17 protein-coding genes are annotated in these 15,724 nt (G+C 72.1%); 6 read left to right on the top strand and 11 right to left on the bottom strand.

Annotation, left to right across the window (positions count from 1 at the left end; genetic code table 11):
- Positions 1-8 precede the first annotated feature (8 nt).
- The 3 genes from GA0070621_RS18355 to GA0070621_RS18365 are packed head-to-tail and all read left to right on the top strand — an operon-like array spanning position 9 to position 2,560.
- Positions 9-857 (top strand): ABC transporter ATP-binding protein, encoded by an 849-nt coding sequence (locus GA0070621_RS18355; RefSeq protein ID WP_091197458.1) that lies wholly within the window; start codon positions 9-11, stop codon positions 855-857.
- Complete coding sequence (locus GA0070621_RS18360) at positions 854-1,699, top strand: ABC transporter permease (RefSeq protein WP_091197461.1); 846 nt, start codon at positions 854-856, stop codon at positions 1,697-1,699. The genes GA0070621_RS18355 and GA0070621_RS18360 overlap by 4 nt, the downstream gene beginning before the upstream one ends.
- A gap of 48 nt (positions 1,700-1,747) precedes the next feature.
- Positions 1,748-2,560, top strand: coding sequence for an alpha/beta hydrolase (locus tag GA0070621_RS18365; protein ID WP_091197464.1), 813 nt, complete (start codon positions 1,748-1,750; stop codon positions 2,558-2,560).
- A 40-nt stretch (positions 2,561-2,600) separates the two neighbouring features.
- On the opposite strand, the gene GA0070621_RS18370 is transcribed toward GA0070621_RS18365, so the two are convergent.
- A complete protein-coding gene (locus GA0070621_RS18370; RefSeq protein WP_091197466.1) occupies positions 2,601-3,449 on the bottom strand; it encodes a 3-hydroxyacyl-CoA dehydrogenase family protein in 849 nt (282 codons plus the stop codon).
- Between the two features lie 195 nt (positions 3,450-3,644).
- Positions 3,645-5,084, bottom strand: a complete 1,440-nt coding sequence (murA, locus tag GA0070621_RS18375) for a UDP-N-acetylglucosamine 1-carboxyvinyltransferase (protein ID WP_091197469.1) — start codon at positions 5,082-5,084, stop codon at positions 3,645-3,647.
- Here murA and GA0070621_RS18380 point away from each other — a divergent pair.
- Both GA0070621_RS18380 and GA0070621_RS18385 read left to right on the top strand, forming a co-directional pair.
- Positions 5,083-5,655, top strand: a complete 573-nt coding sequence (locus GA0070621_RS18380; protein WP_091197472.1) for a cob(I)yrinic acid a,c-diamide adenosyltransferase — start codon at positions 5,083-5,085, stop codon at positions 5,653-5,655. The two genes, murA and GA0070621_RS18380, sit on opposite strands and share 2 nt — an antisense overlap.
- Positions 5,631-6,050: a VOC family protein gene (locus GA0070621_RS18385; RefSeq protein ID WP_091197474.1), complete on the top strand. Its 420-nt coding sequence runs from the start codon at positions 5,631-5,633 to the stop codon at positions 6,048-6,050. Before GA0070621_RS18380 ends, GA0070621_RS18385 begins: the two co-directional genes overlap by 25 nt.
- Before the next feature lie 91 nt (positions 6,051-6,141).
- Here GA0070621_RS18385 and GA0070621_RS18390 read toward each other — a convergent pair whose 3' ends face one another.
- The 3 genes from GA0070621_RS18390 to GA0070621_RS18400 form a co-directional block, all read right to left on the bottom strand.
- A complete protein-coding gene (locus GA0070621_RS18390; RefSeq protein ID WP_091197477.1) occupies positions 6,142-6,876 on the bottom strand; it encodes a DedA family protein in 735 nt (244 codons plus the stop codon).
- Between the two features lie 81 nt (positions 6,877-6,957).
- A complete protein-coding gene (locus GA0070621_RS18395; RefSeq protein WP_407940354.1) occupies positions 6,958-7,641 on the bottom strand; it encodes a response regulator in 684 nt (227 codons plus the stop codon).
- Positions 7,642-7,697: 56 nt separating this feature from the next.
- The gene (locus GA0070621_RS18400; RefSeq protein ID WP_157740017.1) at positions 7,698-8,873 is read right to left on the bottom strand and encodes a sensor histidine kinase; all 1,176 of its coding nucleotides are present in this window, start codon (positions 8,871-8,873) and stop codon (positions 7,698-7,700) included.
- A 131-nt stretch (positions 8,874-9,004) separates the two neighbouring features.
- On the opposite strand from GA0070621_RS18400, the gene GA0070621_RS18405 reads away from it, so the two are divergent.
- Entirely contained in the window at positions 9,005-9,604 is a 600-nt protein-coding gene (locus GA0070621_RS18405) for a class I SAM-dependent methyltransferase (protein ID WP_091197483.1), read from the top strand.
- A gap of 79 nt (positions 9,605-9,683) precedes the next feature.
- Here GA0070621_RS18405 and GA0070621_RS18410 read toward each other — a convergent pair whose 3' ends face one another.
- From GA0070621_RS18410 to GA0070621_RS18435, 6 genes are all read right to left on the bottom strand, one after another.
- A complete protein-coding gene (locus GA0070621_RS18410) occupies positions 9,684-10,292 on the bottom strand; it encodes a hypothetical protein (RefSeq protein ID WP_091191628.1) in 609 nt (202 codons plus the stop codon).
- Between the two features lie 824 nt (positions 10,293-11,116).
- Entirely contained in the window at positions 11,117-11,572 is a 456-nt protein-coding gene (locus tag GA0070621_RS18415) for a DUF2550 domain-containing protein (RefSeq protein WP_091197486.1), read from the bottom strand.
- A 12-nt stretch (positions 11,573-11,584) separates the two neighbouring features.
- Positions 11,585-11,863 (bottom strand): F0F1 ATP synthase subunit epsilon, encoded by a 279-nt coding sequence (locus GA0070621_RS18420; protein WP_091197489.1) that lies wholly within the window; start codon positions 11,861-11,863, stop codon positions 11,585-11,587.
- A 128-nt stretch (positions 11,864-11,991) separates the two neighbouring features.
- Positions 11,992-13,134, bottom strand: a complete 1,143-nt coding sequence (locus tag GA0070621_RS18425; protein ID WP_091197492.1) for an LCP family protein — start codon at positions 13,132-13,134, stop codon at positions 11,992-11,994.
- A gap of 215 nt (positions 13,135-13,349) precedes the next feature.
- Complete coding sequence (gene atpD, locus GA0070621_RS18430; RefSeq protein ID WP_091197495.1) at positions 13,350-14,786, bottom strand: F0F1 ATP synthase subunit beta; 1,437 nt, start codon at positions 14,784-14,786, stop codon at positions 13,350-13,352.
- On the bottom strand, positions 14,786-15,724 hold the full coding sequence (locus GA0070621_RS18435; protein WP_091197498.1) for a F0F1 ATP synthase subunit gamma: 939 nt from the start codon (positions 15,722-15,724) through the stop codon (positions 14,786-14,788). Before GA0070621_RS18435 ends, atpD begins: the two co-directional genes overlap by 1 nt.

Consider the following 15,724-nt stretch of genomic DNA (forward strand, 5'->3'; position numbering starts at 1 on the left):
TGGACGTCATGGATGACGAGCTGGCGATCTCCGTACGGGGCCTGCGCAAGGCGTACGGCGACAACGTCGCGGTGGCGGGCGTGGACCTCGACGTCCAGCGGGGCGAGGTGTTCGCCCTGCTCGGCCCGAACGGCGCGGGCAAGACCACCACCGTGGAGATCCTGGAGGGCTACCGGCAGCGCGACGCCGGCGAGGTACGCGTGCTCGGCGCCGACCCGGCCCGCCCGGACCCCGGCTGGCGCTCCCGGGTGGGCATGGTGTTGCAGGGCACCGGGGAGTTCGACGAGCTGACCGTGGCCGAGGTGGTCCGGCACTTCGCCGGCTTCTACCCGGCCGCCGACGACCCGGACAAGGTGATCGAGCGGGTCGGGCTGGCCGCCAAGGCCAAGGCCCGTACGCACACCCTCTCCGGCGGGCAGAAGCGCCGCCTCGACGTGGCGCTGGGCATCGTCGGCCGGCCGGAGCTGCTCTTCCTCGACGAGCCGACCACCGGGTTCGACCCGGAGGCGCGGCGGGAGTTCTGGGAGCTGATCCGGGACCTGGCCGCGGCCGGCACCACCATCGTCCTGACCACGCACTACCTGGACGAGGCCGAGGCGCTCGCCGACCGGGTCGGCGTGATCGCCGCCGGGCGGGTGGTCGAGGTGGCCCCGCCCAACCGGCTGGGCAACCGGCAGGAGTCGCTGGCGACGGTCTCCTGGCGTACCCCGGAGGGGACGCTGGAGAGCGTGGCGAGCGCGACGCCGACGGCGCTGGTCACGGAGTTGGCCGCGCGCTTCGGCGGCGAGGTCCCGGGTCTCACGGTGACCCGGCCGACCCTGGAAGACGTCTACCTGAAGATGATCGGACACCGATGACGACCACCACGAAGCCGGCGACGCCGGTCGCCGCCCCCGCGGCCCGGCGGCTCGGGCCGGGCGCGCTCGCGCTGCGGCAGGGCCGGATGGAGATCACCCAGTTCCTGCGCAGCCGGGAGTCCGTCGTCTTCACGATGGGCTTCCCGATCATCATGATCCTGATCTTCGCGTCGATCTTCCACGGCGAGATCGGCGGCGGGGTCAAGTTCACCCAGTACTTCATCACCGGCATGATCGCCACCGGTCTGATGACGGTGAGCTTCCAGAACCTCGGCATCTGGATCCCGATCGAGCGGGACCGGGGCGTCCTCAAGCGCTATCGGGGCACCCCGATGCCGAAGTGGGTGTACTTCGCCGGCAAGGTGATCATGGTGGTGGCGATCGGCGTCGCCGAGACCGCCCTGCTGCTGCTCGTCGCGGTGCTGCTGTTCGACCTGAAGCTGCCCGACACCGCCGCGAAGTGGCTCACCTTCGGCTGGGTCTCCGCGCTCGGCGTCACCGCGTGCACCCTCGGCGGGATCGCCATCTCCTCGCTGGCCCGCACCGCCCGCAGCGGCTCGGCCGTGGTCACACCGGTCGCCCTGGTCCTCCAGTTCATCTCCGGGGTGTTCTTCGTCTTCACCGAGCTGCCCAACTGGATGCAACAGGTGGCGGCGCTGTTCCCGCTGAAGTGGATGTGCCAGGGGCTGCGCTCGGTCTTCCTGCCGGACGGCTTCGGCGGCCAGGAGCCGGCCGGCTCGTTCGAGCTGGGCCGGGTCGCCCTGGTGCTGGCGCTCTGGTGCGTGATCGGCCTGGCCCTCTGCCTGACCACCTTCCGCTGGACCACCAGACGCGACGGCTGAGCCGGGCAGGGGACCCCGCTCGACGCGGCAGATGCGACACTCGCCGACATGGCTCGCGTAGTGAACCGGCGCCGGCTGCTGCTGGCCGGGGCCGGCGCGGTGGGCGTCGCCGCCGTCGCCGGACTCACGGCCCGGAAACTGTCCCGCCCCCGGTCCGGACCCGCGCCCGTGGTACCCGACGCCCCGGCCGGGGACGAACGCCTGGTCCCCGTCGCCTCCAGCGCCCGCAGCCGGGAGGTGGACTTCTGGACCGCCGTTCCCGACGGGTACGGCGACGGCCGGGGCCTGCCCGTCTGCCTGGTGTTGCACGGCGCCTCGGCCACCCCCCGCGACTACGGCCGGTTCGGGCTCGCCCGTTTCCTCACCGACGCCGTACGCCACGGAACCCCGCCCTTCGTGCTCGCCGGGGCGACCGGCGGCCGGCTCGCCTGGCGCCGCTCCGGAGACGACGACCCGCAGCGGATGGTGCGCGAGGAGGTGCCCGACTGGTGCGCCCGGCGCGGCTTCGACACCTCCCGGCTGGCCGTCTGGGGCTGGTCGATGGGCGGCTTCGGCGCGCTGCTGCTCGCCGAGGCGTACCCGGGTTGGCTGCGTGCGGTGGCCGCCTTCTCCCCCGCGGTACGCCCCGGCGACGCGGTCTTCGCCGACGTCGGCAGGCTGCGCGGCACCCCGGTCGGCCTCTGGTGCGGCCGGCAGGACGACTTCCTCAAGGACGTCCGCGCCCTGGCCCAGGCGCTGCCCGAGCCCCCGGTACGCGCCGAGTGGACCGACGGCCGGCACAACTTCGCCTACTGGGGCACCGTCATCCCCGACGCCTTCGCCCTGCTGGGCACCGCCCTCACCCCGCCCCGGACGGCGTGACGCCCCCGACCGGGGCGGCCGGGGGCGTCACCGGCCCGACTCAGTACGCGTAGAAGCCCTGGCCGGTCTTGCGGCCCAGGTCGCCCGCGGTGGCCATACGCTGGAGCAGCTCCGGCGGGAAGAACTTCTCGTCGGCGGTGTCGGTGTAGATGTTCTTCGTGGCGTTGAGCAGCACGTCCACGCCGGTCAGGTCGACGGTGGCCAACGGCCCCATGGCGTGCCCGAAGCCGAGCTTGCAGGCGACGTCCAGGTCCTCGGCCGAGATGACGCCCGCCTCGACCAGCCGAACCGCCTCCATGGCCAGCGCGCAGATCAGCCGCGTGGTGACGAAGCCGGCGATGTCCCGGTTGACCACGACGACGGTCTTGCCGACCTCCTCGGCGAACGCCTTCGCCGTGGCCAGCGTCTCGTCGCTGGTCTTGTAGCCGCGGACCAGCTCGCAGAGCTTCATCATCGGCACCGGGGAGAAGAAGTGGGTGCCGACGACCGACTCGGGGCGCTCGGTGGCGGTGGCGATCTGGGTGACCGGGATGGCCGAGGTGTTGGTGGCCAGCACCGCGTCGGCCTTGCAGATCTTGTCCAGCGCGCGGAACACCTCGTGCTTGATCTCGATCTTCTCGAAGACCGCCTCGACCACGATGTCCGCGTCGGCCGCCGCCTCCAGCTCGGTGGTCGGGGTGATCCGGGCCAGGGTCGCCTCGACCTCGGACGCCTCGATCTTGCCCTTCTCGGCGAACTTCTCCAGCGACTTCCGGATGCCGTCGACGCCCCGCTTGGTGGCCGCGTCGTCCAGGTCCCGCAGCGTCACCTGCCAGCCCGCCTGCGCCGCGACCTGGGCGATGCCCGATCCCATCAGCCCGGCACCGACGACCGCGAGTCGACCCGCCATCTGCTTCTCCCTCGCCTGTTTGAGTGTCTGCCAGCACCCTAGTCATGACCGAACGCACCGAGCGCAGCGAGGGCCGTGAGGGCATGACAAGCAAGAACTGCCATGACCGAACGCACCGAGCGCAGCGAGGGCCGTGAGGGCATGACAAGCAAGAACCGTCGGCGAGCCTGAACGACAGCTAAGCCGTCTCCTCGGTCAGATCTCCAGCGCGGGCTCCTCCGGGACCGTGCCGCGCTCGACCTCCACGCCGAGCGCCCGCAGGTCGGCCACGAAGTCCGGGTAGCCCCGGTCGACGTGGTGCACGTGGGAGACCTCGGTGACCCCGTCGGCGCAGAGCCCGGCGATGATCAGCCCGGCGCCGGCCCGGATGTCGGTGGCGCGTACCGGGGCGCCGGAGAGCCGGTCACGGCCGCAGACCAGGGCGTGGTGGCCGTCGGTCCGGATGTCCGCGCCGAGCCGCATCATCTCGTTGGCGAACATGAACCGGCCGTCGAAGATGTTCTCGGTGATCAGGGACGGACCATCGCTCACCGCGGCCAGCCCGATCGCCATCGGCAGCAGGTCGGTGGCGAAACCCGGGAAGGGCAGGGTCACCACGTCGACCGCCTTGGGGCGGTCGTCGACGCGTACCCGGAAGGCGCCGTCCCAGGTCTCCACCAGGCCGCCGGCCGAGATCAGCTTGTCCAGCGCGACCTCCAGGAACGCCGGGTCGATCCCGGTCACGGTGACGTCCCCGCGGGTCATCGCGGCGGCGAACGCCCAGGTGCCGGCGACGATCCGGTCCCCCACCGTGGCATGCCGGACGGGGTACAGCTCGGGCACCCCGACGATGTGCAGGGTGGCGCTGCCGGCCCCCTCGATCCGGGCGCCCATCCGGCTCAGCATCGTGCAGATGTCGACGATCTCCGGCTCCCGGGCCGCGTTGTCGATCGTCGTGGCGCCCCGGGCCAGCACCGCCGCCATCACCAGGTTCTCCGTCGCGCCGACGCTCGGGAAGTCCAGCACGATGTCCGCGCCGTGCAGGCCGTCCGGGGCCTCGGCGATGACGAAGCCGTGCTCCCCGGAGATGTCCGCGCCCATCCTGGTCAGCCCGGAGATGTGCATGTCCAGGCCGCGCGAGCCGATCGCGTCCCCGCCGGGGTGGGCCACCCGCACGTACCCCCGGCGGGCCAGCAGCGGGCCGAGCACGCAGATCGACGCGCGCAGCCGGCGGACCAGGTCGTAGTCGGCCTCCGCGCCGGGCCGTTCCGGTACGTCGATGACGACCGACCGGGAGCGCTCCGTCCCGCCCCGGGCCACCATCGGGTCGACCGGGTCGTCGGCGGCGAACCGTACGTCGCAGCCGAGGCGGCGCAGCACCTCACCCATGATGGCGATGTCGGTGATCCGCGGCACGTTGGTGATCACGCTGCGCCCGGGGGCGAGCAGGGCGGCGGCCATCAGTTTGAGCGCGGAGTTCTTCGCCCCGACGACGTGCACCGTGCCGGCCAGCCGGGCCTCACCGCGCACCCGGATGACGTCGACGTCGCTGACCGCCGGGTCCCCGGCGTCGCCCGGCCCGACGCCGGCCGTCCAGCCGCCCTGGCCCGGCCGCGCCGGGATGGTCAGGTCCGGTATCCGTAGGCTGTGCGTCATGGCCGTCCACCTCACGCGCATCTACACCAAGGCCGGCGACGCCGGCATGACCAGGCTGAGCAACAACGAGCAGGTGCCGAAGACCGACCCGCGGATCGCCGCGTACGCGGACGTCGACGAATGCAACGCGGCGATCGGCGTCGCGCTCGCCCTCGGGCAGCTCGACACCGAACTCCGGGCGGTGCTGGAGTCGATCCAGAACGACATGTTCGACGTCGGCGCGGACCTGTCGACGCCGGTCGAGCCGAACCCGGCGTACCCGCCGCTACGGGTCACCGAGGAGTACGTGGAGCGCCTCGAAGGCTGGTGCGACGAGTACAACGGGCGCCTGAGCAAGCTCGACTCCTTCATCCTCCCCGGCGGCACCGCGGGCGCGGCGCTGCTGCACGTGGCACGGACGACCGCCCGACGCGCGGAGCGCGCGGCGTGGGCCCTGGTCGCGCACGACCCGGAGCGGACCAGCCCCCTCCCGGCAAAGTATCTCAACCGGCTCTCGGACCTGCTCTTTATCCTGGCAAGAACGGCAAATCCGGACGGAGATGTGCTATGGGTGCCGGGCGGGAAGCGCTGACCGTCGGCGGCCTGCACCATGTCGAGGTCTGGGTACCCGATCTCGCCGCCGCCATTGCCGGTTGGGGCTGGCTTCTCGGCGAGTTGGGCTGGACGCCGTACCAGGACTGGCCGGCCGGCCGGTCGTGGCGGCTCGGCCCCACGTACCTGGTGATCGAGGAGTCCCCGGCGTTGAGCGGCCGGGTGCACGACCGGCTCGCGCCCGGTCTCAACCACCTGGCCTTCCACGCCGGCCCGCCGGCCGCCGTGGACCGGCTGGTCGGGGCCGCCCCGGAGCACGGCTGGGAACTGCTCTTCCCGGACCGCCACCCGCACGCCGGCGGTCCCGGCACCTACGCCGCCTACCTGACCGACGGTCAGGGGTACGAGGTGGAGCTGGTCGCCGCACTCGACTGACGGCCGCTCCCGCCGGGCTGTGTGCCTGGCGGCGCTGCTGCACACGGTGTGCCCCGGCGGGTCGGTGACCTGGGCCGCCCCGGCCCGGCGCTCAGGACCGGTCCAGCGCACCACGACGTGCCGGGGCGCTCCGGCCGGCACCGGGCCGGCGACAAGCCGTCGGGCGGGAGCCGTCCCGCCAGTCGGTCAGCCGGCGGCGTCCCCGGACCGGCCCGGGACAGGTCCGCGCGTCCCGGCGTACCCGGAACCGGTGGCCGCCGAACGCGACGGCGACCGCCGCGACGACCAGCACCCCCGCGGCGGCCGGCAGCGCGGTCGGCGCCGCGCCGACCGCCCAGCCCAGCAGCACCGTCCCCGGCACCCAGACCGCCACCGCCAGCGCGTCGAAGAGCACGAACCGGCGGTACGGCAGCCCGGCCGCCCCGGCCACCCGGGGCACCAGGGTACGGACGAACGCGGTCCACCTGCCGAGCAGCACGGCCGGCCCGCCCCGGGCGGCGACCAGGTTCTCGGCCCGTCGCCAGCGGCCCTCCCCCACCCACCGGCCCAGCCGGCCGCGCCGCAGCCGGGGCCCGAGCAGCCGCCCCTCCAGGTAGCCGAGCTGGTCCCCGGCGAACGCCGCGAGCGTGGTGACGGACAACGCGACGTCCAGGTCGAGACGACCGGCCCGGGCCAGCAGGCCGACCGTCAGCATGGTGGTGGCGGCCGGCAGCACCATGCCGACCAGCAGGCCCACCTCGGCGGCGAGCACGGCAGCGGCCGCCAGCAGGACGTACGCCGGCGGGAGGGTGCCGAGCCGGTCCAGCAGGGAGTCCAGGAGAGTCACGTCAACCAGCGTGCCGGGGCGAAGCGGTCGCGCCGTCCTTCCGCCGGCCGGTCGGGGTCCTCCGGGTGGCCGGTTGCCTCCCTAGGGGTTCCCCGCCACCGGGTTGAAGTCGTCGTCGACCAGGCCGAGCCGGTGCGCCAGCACCGCCGCCTGCACCCGGTTGCGCAACTCCAGCTTCTCCATCGCGGCGGACACGTGCGTCTTCACGGTGGTGATCCCCAGGTGCAGTCGCGCGCCGATCTCCGCGTTCGACAGCCCGGCGCCGACCAGCGCCAGCACCTCCCGCTCCCGGGCGCTGAGCAGCCGCAGGCCCGCCGCGCGCCCGGCCGGGCCCGGCCGCCGTTCCCGGTCGTGGGCGGCGAGTGCCCGGTGTACGACGCGGGCCAGCACCGGCGGCGCCAGCAGCGCCTCACCCCGCGCCGCCCGGCGTACCGCGTCCACCAACTCCTCCGGGGCGCCGTCCTTCACCAGATAGCCGATCGCGCCCGCGCCGAGTGCGCCGTACACGTTCGCGTCGTCGGCGAAGGTGGTCAGCACCAGCACCCGAGCGGACGGTTGCCGGTCCAGGATCCGTCGGGTCGCCTCGATGCCGTCCATCCGGGGCATCCGCAGGTCCATGAGGATCACGTCCGGCCGCAGCCGCTCGACGAGACGTACGGCGTCGTGGCCGTCCCCCGCCTCGCCCACCACCTCGAAGCCGCCGGCCGTCCGCAGCAGCAGGCCGACCCCGGCCCGGACGAGGGTCTGGTCGTCGACCACGAGCACTCTGATCAAGCGTTCTCCCCGATCACACGTTCTGCCTGATCACGCGCTGTCCCCGATCACGCGTTGTCCCTGATCGGCAGCCGGGCCCGTACCCGCCAGCCGCCGCCGTCCGTGGTCGACGCGGTGAGCGTGCCACCGAGCAGGCCGACCCGCTCCCGCATCCCGTTCAACCCGTAGCCGGACGCCGGCAGCGCGGGGCGCGGCCGCACCGGCCCGCTGTCCAGCACCTCCAGCAGCAGCGCACCGTCGACCACCTGCACGTCCACCGAGGCGATCGCCCCCGGTCCGGCGTGCTTGAGGGTGTTGGTCAGCGCCTCCCGCACCACCCGGGCGGCCGTCGTACCCACCACCAGCGGCACCCCGGCCAGCGCCGACGGCACGGTCGCCTGGACCGCCACGCCCGCCTCGCGGACCCGCCGGGTGGCGTCCCGGATCACCTGCCCCGGCTCCACCTGCGGCTCGGCCGGCTCTACCGCATCCGGATCCCGGAGCACCTCCAGCAGCTCCCGCAGTTCGTCCAGCACCTGCCCGGCCGTGTCGCCCAACTCGCTCAGGGCGGACACCGCCTCGTCCGTCCGGCCGGTGTGCTGCACCGCGTACCGGGCCGCGCCGGCGCGCAGGGCGATCGCCGCGATGTGGTGGGCCACGATGTCGTGCAGGTCCCGCGCGATGGCGGCCCGCTCGGCGAGCCGGGCCGCCCGGGTCTCCGCCGCCCGCCGTTCCTCCACCTCCCGGGCGCGTTCCTCGGCCGCCGCCGCGGCGTGCCGCACCCCGCGCAGGTACCGCCCGAACGCCATCGGCGCGGCCGCCACGCCCGCCAGCATGACCAGGCGAATCACTCCAGCAGCACCGCCGGAGAGAACCTCCGCGTTGCCCCGGGCCAGGACGTCGACCAGCGACACCCCGAGGAAGAGGACGTACCCCGCCGCCGTCGAGGACCGGCCGGACCGGTACGCGACGCAGCCCAGCGCGACCGCCCCGGCGAGCTGCGCGGTGTCCGCGCCGGCCAGCGCCACCGCGTCGGCGACCAGCATGAGCGCCGACTCCGCGAACAGCACCGGCCAGGGCCACCGGCGTACGGCCACCAGGGCGAGCCCGGCGAGGACCGCGAAGACGCCCGCCAGCTCCCGGGGTGACCCGTGCATTGCGACCCGGGTACTGGCCAGGCCCAGGGCGGCCGTGACCAGCCCGAGCAACAGCTCGCGCCACCAGCCACGCCACCCACCCGTCACCTGGCCAACCATACGGACGTACACCGCCCGCGCCGGCCCTCCCATCGGCCACCGCGCCTCCTCCAGGTGGCCGGTACCCGGACCACCGGCACGAGGGCCGCGCCGCCGTCCCGCACCTAGCGTCGATCGGCATGATCAGCGACGCACCGGCCTTCCTCATCCAGTTCGTCCGGCACCCGATCACCACCGGCGCGGTGCTGCCCAGCGGATCGACGCTGGCCCGGGACATCACGGCGGCGGTGCCGCGGGCGGGCCATCCCCTGGTGGTCGAGCTGGGTCCGGGGACCGGGGCGTTCACCCGGGCGATCCAGCGGCGGCTGGCCGGACGCGGTCACCACCTGGCGGTCGAACTCAACCCGGCGTTCGCCACCGGCCTGGCCCGCCGGCACCCCACCGTCGAGGTGGTACGCGCCGACGCCGCCGCCCTCGGGGAACTGCTGGCCGAACGCCGGCTGGCACCGGCCGACGTGGTCGTCAGCGGGCTGCCCTGGGCCGCCTTTCCGGCCGTACGGCAGCAGGCCATCCTCGACGCCGTGGTCGGAGCGCTGAGCGCGGGTGGGGTCTTCACCACCTTCGCGTACCGGCACGCGCTGCCGGCCCGCCCGGCGCGACGCTTCCACCGGCTGCTGGCCGGTGCCTTCGACGAGGTGACCGTGGGCCGGACCGTCTGGACCAACCTGCCACCGGCCCTGGTCTACCACTGCCGCCGCCGGCTCCACCCCCGCTCCTGACCCCGCCAGCCGCGTCCGGACCCGGAGACGCCGCTGGCCGGCACCCCCATGTTCAGGGGTGCCGGCCAGCGGTGTTGTGTCAGCTGTTCCAGTTCTGGGCGACCAGGTCAGCGGCCTGCTGCTCCCACTGGGCGTAGGCGTCCGGGTACGCCGACACCTGCACCGTCTGCGCGGCCTTGGTCAACGGCATGTCCTGCCACCCGTCGACCTGCCTCAGACCCTTCAGGAACGCGGTCGTCGCGTACTCGGGGTCGGTGATCTGCTCCGGGCTACCCCAACCAGAGGACGGCCGCTGCTGGAACAGACCCAGCGAGTCATGGTCGTTCGCGTCACCGAGGTGACCCAGGTTCTCCAGCTTCGACTCCTGAAGCGACGTCGCGATCGAGATGACCGCGGCCCGCTCGGGCATGCCGGCCTTCTTCGTCGCCGCGATGATCGCCTTCGCGTTCGCGGTCTGCTCACCGTTCAGGTCGATCTTCGACTGGGCGCCCTGCACACCGTGCGGGACCAGCTTGCCCATGTCCACGGCCGGCTTGTCCACGGCCGGCTTGTCGGCCTGCACGGCGGCGACGGGGGTCATCGCGGTCGTGGGGGTCGTGTCGTGGTGGTGCAGCGGGCCGGCCGCCAGGCCACCGGCGAAAGCCAGACCAGCAACACCGAGAACGCTCTTACGCAGCATCGTATTCATGACCAAAGCTCCATTCGGGGGTTTGGCACACACGCCGACAGGGGGTCGGGGCATGCGCAAGCACCGTCAGGCGCCCAAAACAAGGGGAAAGTCTTTCGACCGGCAGACTCACGGGGCGACGGGGGGTCGCCTCTTCGCGGCGCCGGGACCATGTACAACGACCGACGACCCACCAACATTCCGGGCCCGGGCCACCCCGATCGCAGCGGGCGGCCACCAGCCCCCAGGTTCGGGGGCCTTCCTCGGCCGTGCAGCCCGGTACAACACCCGCCGACCGCCGACCATTCCCTCCGCGACGCCACCCCGCCGCCCCGCGGAACCGGACACCCGACGCATACCACCCGCGCCGGCCGGGCGACGCCCGCCAAGATCCACACAACATCCCCGCAATGGGCCCATCCCCGGCACGACGAAACCGCAACATCGCCGAAAGGCGGCCCCTCGGGGAACGCGGCGGCACAACATCCCCGGAAACCGGCCCCACGGGGGGCGCGCGACGCCCCCCACATGCCCCAAACCGGCCCCACGAGGCTCGACGCCACAACTTCCCGGACACAGCGCCCCTCCGGCACACGGCGAAGCCGCAACTACCCCCGAAACAGGTCGCTCACCCACGCCCACGTGCGAAGGCGCACGACGCGGGGGCGGCGGCGGGGGGGAATGGTGCGGGGATCACACCGGTCCGGTTGAGCCGGGCATGGGCGAGCCACCGTCCGAGAAACCGCAACCACCCAGCCGACGGGACCACAGCGCCGAGACCGCAAACGCCGGACGCGGGCGCCAGGGCCAGATGACTCCGGCCCAGGGCGCCACGCCCAGGGAGGTCAGGCGGCGGGCCAGTCCTGGGAGGCCAGACGCGGCGAGGCCGCCCCGGGCGGGGCGGCCTCGAGCCAGGAGAGAAAGCCGGTGACCGTGGATCGTGCCATCGCGATCTCCACCGGCGCGTGGTGACTGGTACAGCGCAGGATGATCCAGTCGGCCGGCATGGAGAGGCGCTCCTGCCCCTCGGGCAGCCGGCGGCGCTCCACGGCGAGCCCCTTGCGGGAGAGCACCCGCTTGGGCCGCAGGGCGAAGCTGAACATGCGGTACCAGCGGAGTTCGTCGCCGAGGAAACGGCCGAAGCCGGGTGACCAGCCTCGGCCGTCGAGGATCGTGGAGACCCGCACGCTGAGGCGGATGATGCCTCCGCTGCGGGTGAACAGTGCCCGCCGGACGAAGAGGATCGCGAGCGCGGCGATTACGACCGCGACGCCGATTCCGATCCCTTCCACGATCTCCATCGGCGGGTCGGCTCAGCGTGCCGGAGTGGCCGGGGAGGCGCTCTCGGCGAGGACGGTGACGCCCTCACCGGTCACCGACACGAAGCCGCCGGCGATGTCGTACGCGAGCTGCTGGCCGCCGGGCTGCTTGATGCGGACCTGGCTGGGCTCGGCGAGCTGGCCGAGCAGAGGCGCGTGCCCCGGCAGCACACCCAGCTCACCTTCGGTCGTCCGGGCGACGACCATCTCGGCCTCGCCGGACCAGACCTTCTCCTCGACGGCTACGAGCTCGACGTGAAGCTGCTGTGCCACGCTGTCTCCTTGCTGCGGCGGCGGATTGCGGAAAGTCTAGTCGCGGCCCCGAGCGCCACCCAACGCGGGTGCCGAGACCTGCGACACGTCACAGGCCCGGCACCCGATCGGGTCCGCTGGCGCTCAGGCTAGCTGTTCTTCTGCTTGAATTCCGGGTGCTCCAGCATGAATGCGTCGAGCTGTTCGTCGCGCATCGCCGCGAAGAAGTCGTCGGCCGCCGGGAGCAACTGCTCCCCCTTGTACGCCGAGCCGGTGCCGATGTTCGCGCCGGGCAGCTTGATGGTCACGATCGAGTCGGCCCGGATGTTCTTCAGGGCGAGCCCGAAGTCGACCACGCTGTTGCCTCGGCCGTTGAAGATCAGCGACTCGCCGGCCGCCCGGAGCACCCGGTCCAGCTTGATCGGATTGGTCACCACGTCGGCGCTGAACGCCTGGCTCACCATCGCCTTGACGAACTGCTGCTGGTGCCGCTGCCGGCCGTAGTCGGAGTCCGGGACGCCGTTCTTCGGGTAGCGCTGGCGTACGTAGTCCAGCGCCTGCCAGCCCTTGAGGTGGGCGTCGCCCTTCGGGTACACCGCCTGCGGGCCGAGGTAGCCGCCACCGCCCGGCTTCAGCTGGCGCATCTTGCCGTCGGGCTGGCGGTGCTCCGACCGCACCTCCCGCTCGATGTACATGTCGACGCCGCCCATCGCGTCCACGATCTTCCGGAAGCCGGTGAAGTTGATGATCGCGCCGGCGTCGAAGCGCTTGATCCCGGTGATCTGCTGGACGGTCTTGGCGAGCAGTTCGAAGCCGGCGGCGGCGTCCGGGTTCTGCCCCGGCAGCCGGCTGCCGTACGACATGGCGGCGTTCAGCCGGTCGTTGCCGCCCCGGAAGTTCGCCTTGGGGAACTTCGGGATTTCGACCCGCAGGTCCCGCGGCAGCGAGTAGAGGTAGCCCTTGTCCAGCCCGGCCGGCACGTGCAGGACCATGATCGAGTCGGCCAGCGGCGGGGTCTCCGGGTTGCGGGGGTCGATACCGACCAGCAGGATGTTGAGCGGGCCCTTGATGTTGCTCTTCTTCTCGGCGGCGCCGGCCGCCTGGTCGCCGAAGAGGTCCCCCTTGCCGACCGCGCCCTCGTAGCGGGCCACCAGTGCCTGGTAGCCCACCAGCACGCTGCCGCTGAGCATCATGAGGACCACGCCGAGGACGGTGCACACCCGGGCCCATTTGGGCACGCCCCACCAGATGGACCGCTTGCCACGGTTCCTGCCGGCCTTACCCACGAGCATCTCCAATCGTCACGCCCACGACTGGCAGACGGGCGCACGGAACCGTTTCGTTGCAAGGGATCAGAATTCGTGACGTGAAGTCGTGTCACGAACCGTACCGCGCGGTCGAGCGAAGCGCTTGCCCGTGGACTGGACATCTGGTAACGGCAGGGGCCTGAACAGGCAAAGGCCGCCCCGGCAATGCCAGGACGGCCTTCACAGGTGTGACGGGGGTCTCAGCCCTCCATCAGCTCCTTCGCCTTGCGCTCCAGGTCCTCCAGACCGCCGCACATGAAGAAGGCCTGCTCGGGGAAGTGGTCGTACTCGCCCTCGCTGATCTTCTTGAACGCCTCGATGGTCTCCTTGATCGGGACCGTCGAGCCCGGCACGCCGGTGAACTGCTCGGCGGCGTAGGTGTTCTGCGACAGGAAGCGCTCGATCCGCCGGGCCCGGCCGACGGTGATCTTGTCTTCCTCGGAGAGTTCCTCGATACCGAGGATGGCGATGATGTCCTGCAGGTCCTTGTAGCGCTGCAGGATCCGCTTCACCTCGGTGGCGACCTGGAAGTGCTCCTGACCGACGAAATCCGCGGCGAGGATCCGGGACGAGGACGCCAGCGGGTCCACGGCCGGGTAGATGCCCTTGTCGGAGATCGACCGCTCCAGGTTGGTGGTCGCGTCCAGGTGGGCGAACGTGGTGGCCGGCGCCGGGTCGGTGTAGTCGTCGGCGGGCACGTAGATCGCCTGCATCGAGGTGATGGCCTGGCCCCGGACGGAGGTGATCCGCTCCTGGAGCTCGCCCATCTCGTCGGCCAGGGTCGGCTGGTAACCCACGGCGCTCGGCATGCGGCCGAGCAGCGTGGAGACCTCGGAACCGGCCTGGGTGAAGCGGAAGATGTTGTCGATGAAGAGCAGCACCTCCTGCTTCTGCACGTCGCGGAAGTACTCCGCCATGGTCAGCGCGGAGAGGGCGACCCGCAGCCGGGTGCCCGGCGGCTCGTCCATCTGGCCGTAGACCAGCGCGGTCTTGTCGATGACGCCGGACTCGGTCATCTCGGCGATGAGGTCGTTGCCCTCACGGGTGCGCTCACCCACGCCGGCGAAGACCGAGGTACCACCGAAGTTCCGGGCCACGCGGGTGATCATCTCCTGGATGAGCACCGTCTTGCCCACGCCGGCACCGCCGAACAGGCCGATCTTGCCGCCCTTCACGTACGGGGCGAGCAGGTCGATGACCTTGATGCCGGTCTCCAGCATCTCGGTCTTCGGCTCCAGGTCCGCGAAGGCCGGGGCCTTGCGGTGGATCCCCCAGTGGTCGTCCGGGTTGAGCGTCTCGCCCTCGGTGAGGTTGAGGCACTCGCCGATCGCGTTGAACACGTGACCCTTGACCGCGTCGCCGACCGGCACGCTGATCGGCGAGCCGGTGTCGCGCACCTCGGTGCCGCGGACCAGGCCGTCGGTCGGCTGCATCGAGATGGCGCGGACCAGGTTGTCACCCAGGTGCTGGGCGACCTCCAGGGTCAGCGTCTTCTCGCCGCCGGAGAGCGTCACGTTGACGTGCAGGGCGTTGAACAGGTCCGGCATGCCGTCGCGCGGGAACTCGGCGTCGACGACCGGGCCGATGACCCGGACCACGCGACCGGTGGCCGTCTTGGTCTCTACTGGGGCAGTCATCACACTTCACTTCCCGACGCGGCCAGCGCGTTGGCGCCGCCGACGATCTCGCTGATCTCCTGGGTGATCCCGGCCTGGCGGGCCGAGTTCATCTCACGCGTGTACTTGTCGATCATCTCTTCGGCGTTGTCGGTGGCGCTCTTCATCGCCCGCCGCCGCGCCGCCGATTCGCTCGCCGCCGACTCCAGCAACGCCGCATAGATCCGCGTGTTGATGTACTTCGGCAGCAGCGCGTCGAGCAGCGCCTCCGCCTCCGGCTCGAACTCGTACGCCGGGAGCAGCCCCTGGGGGGCCTCCGACCGCGGACGCTCGTCGACCTGCATCGGGCCGATGATCCGGGTCACCGGCGTCTGGGTCATCAGCGACTTGAACTCGGTGTAGACGATGTGCAGCTCGTCGATGCCGAGGACCCCGTCAGCGCCGGGGCCGCCGTCCACGTCGTCCGCACCGCCCACGAACGCCTTGATCAGCGTCTCGCCCACCTCGCGGGCGTCGGAGAAGGCCGGCTGCTCCGAGAAGCCGGTCCAGCTCGCCTCGATCGGCCGGTTGCGGAACCGGTAGAACGTCACGCCCTTGCGACCGATGACGTAGAGCACCGGCTCCTTGCCGTCGGCCCGCAGCCGGGCGATGAGCGACTCCGCCGTCTTGATCGCGTTGGAGCTGTACCCACCGGCCAGGCCCCGGTCGGCGGTGACCAGCAGGACGCCCGCCCGCCGCACCCGCTCGCGCGGGGTGAGCAGCGGGTGGTCGATCCGCGCGTTGGAGGCCAGCGCCGTGAGGACCCCGGTGATGGCCTGGGCGTACGGCAGGGACGCCGCCACCCGGGCCTGGGCCTTGGCGATCCGGCTCGTCGCGACGAGCTCCATCGCCTTGGTGATCTTCTTCATCGACTTCGCCGAGCGGATCCGTTGACGAAGAACGCGAACCTGGGCGGCCAT

This window comes from Micromonospora narathiwatensis, assembly GCF_900089605.1.
GTDB classification, from domain to species: domain Bacteria; phylum Actinomycetota; class Actinomycetes; order Mycobacteriales; family Micromonosporaceae; genus Micromonospora; species Micromonospora narathiwatensis.

Excerpts from the sequence above, each read along its gene's own strand:
- GA0070621_RS18355 (WP_091197458.1), top strand. The coding sequence starts at position 9 with ATGGATGACGAGCTGGCGATCTCCGTACGGGGCCTGCGCAAGGCGTAC.
- GA0070621_RS18360 (WP_091197461.1), top strand. The coding sequence starts at position 854 with ATGACGACCACCACGAAGCCGGCGACGCCGGTCGCCGCCCCCGCGGCC.
- GA0070621_RS18365 (WP_091197464.1), top strand. The coding sequence starts at position 1,748 with ATGGCTCGCGTAGTGAACCGGCGCCGGCTGCTGCTGGCCGGGGCCGGC.
- GA0070621_RS18370 (WP_091197466.1), bottom strand. The coding sequence starts at position 3,449 with ATGGCGGGTCGACTCGCGGTCGTCGGTGCCGGGCTGATGGGATCGGGC.
- GA0070621_RS18380 (WP_091197472.1), top strand. The coding sequence starts at position 5,083 with ATGGCCGTCCACCTCACGCGCATCTACACCAAGGCCGGCGACGCCGGC.
- murA (WP_091197469.1), bottom strand. The coding sequence starts at position 5,084 with ATGACGCACAGCCTACGGATACCGGACCTGACCATCCCGGCGCGGCCG.
- GA0070621_RS18385 (WP_091197474.1), top strand. The coding sequence starts at position 5,631 with ATGGGTGCCGGGCGGGAAGCGCTGACCGTCGGCGGCCTGCACCATGTC.
- GA0070621_RS18405 (WP_091197483.1), top strand. The coding sequence starts at position 9,005 with ATGATCAGCGACGCACCGGCCTTCCTCATCCAGTTCGTCCGGCACCCG.
- GA0070621_RS18410 (WP_091191628.1), bottom strand. The coding sequence starts at position 10,292 with ATGAATACGATGCTGCGTAAGAGCGTTCTCGGTGTTGCTGGTCTGGCT.
- GA0070621_RS18415 (WP_091197486.1), bottom strand. The coding sequence starts at position 11,572 with ATGGAGATCGTGGAAGGGATCGGAATCGGCGTCGCGGTCGTAATCGCC.
- GA0070621_RS18425 (WP_091197492.1), bottom strand. The coding sequence starts at position 13,134 with ATGCTCGTGGGTAAGGCCGGCAGGAACCGTGGCAAGCGGTCCATCTGG.
- atpD (WP_091197495.1), bottom strand. The coding sequence starts at position 14,786 with ATGACTGCCCCAGTAGAGACCAAGACGGCCACCGGTCGCGTGGTCCGG.
- GA0070621_RS18435 (WP_091197498.1), bottom strand. The coding sequence starts at position 15,724 with ATGGCCGCCCAGGTTCGCGTTCTTCGTCAACGGATCCGCTCGGCGAAG.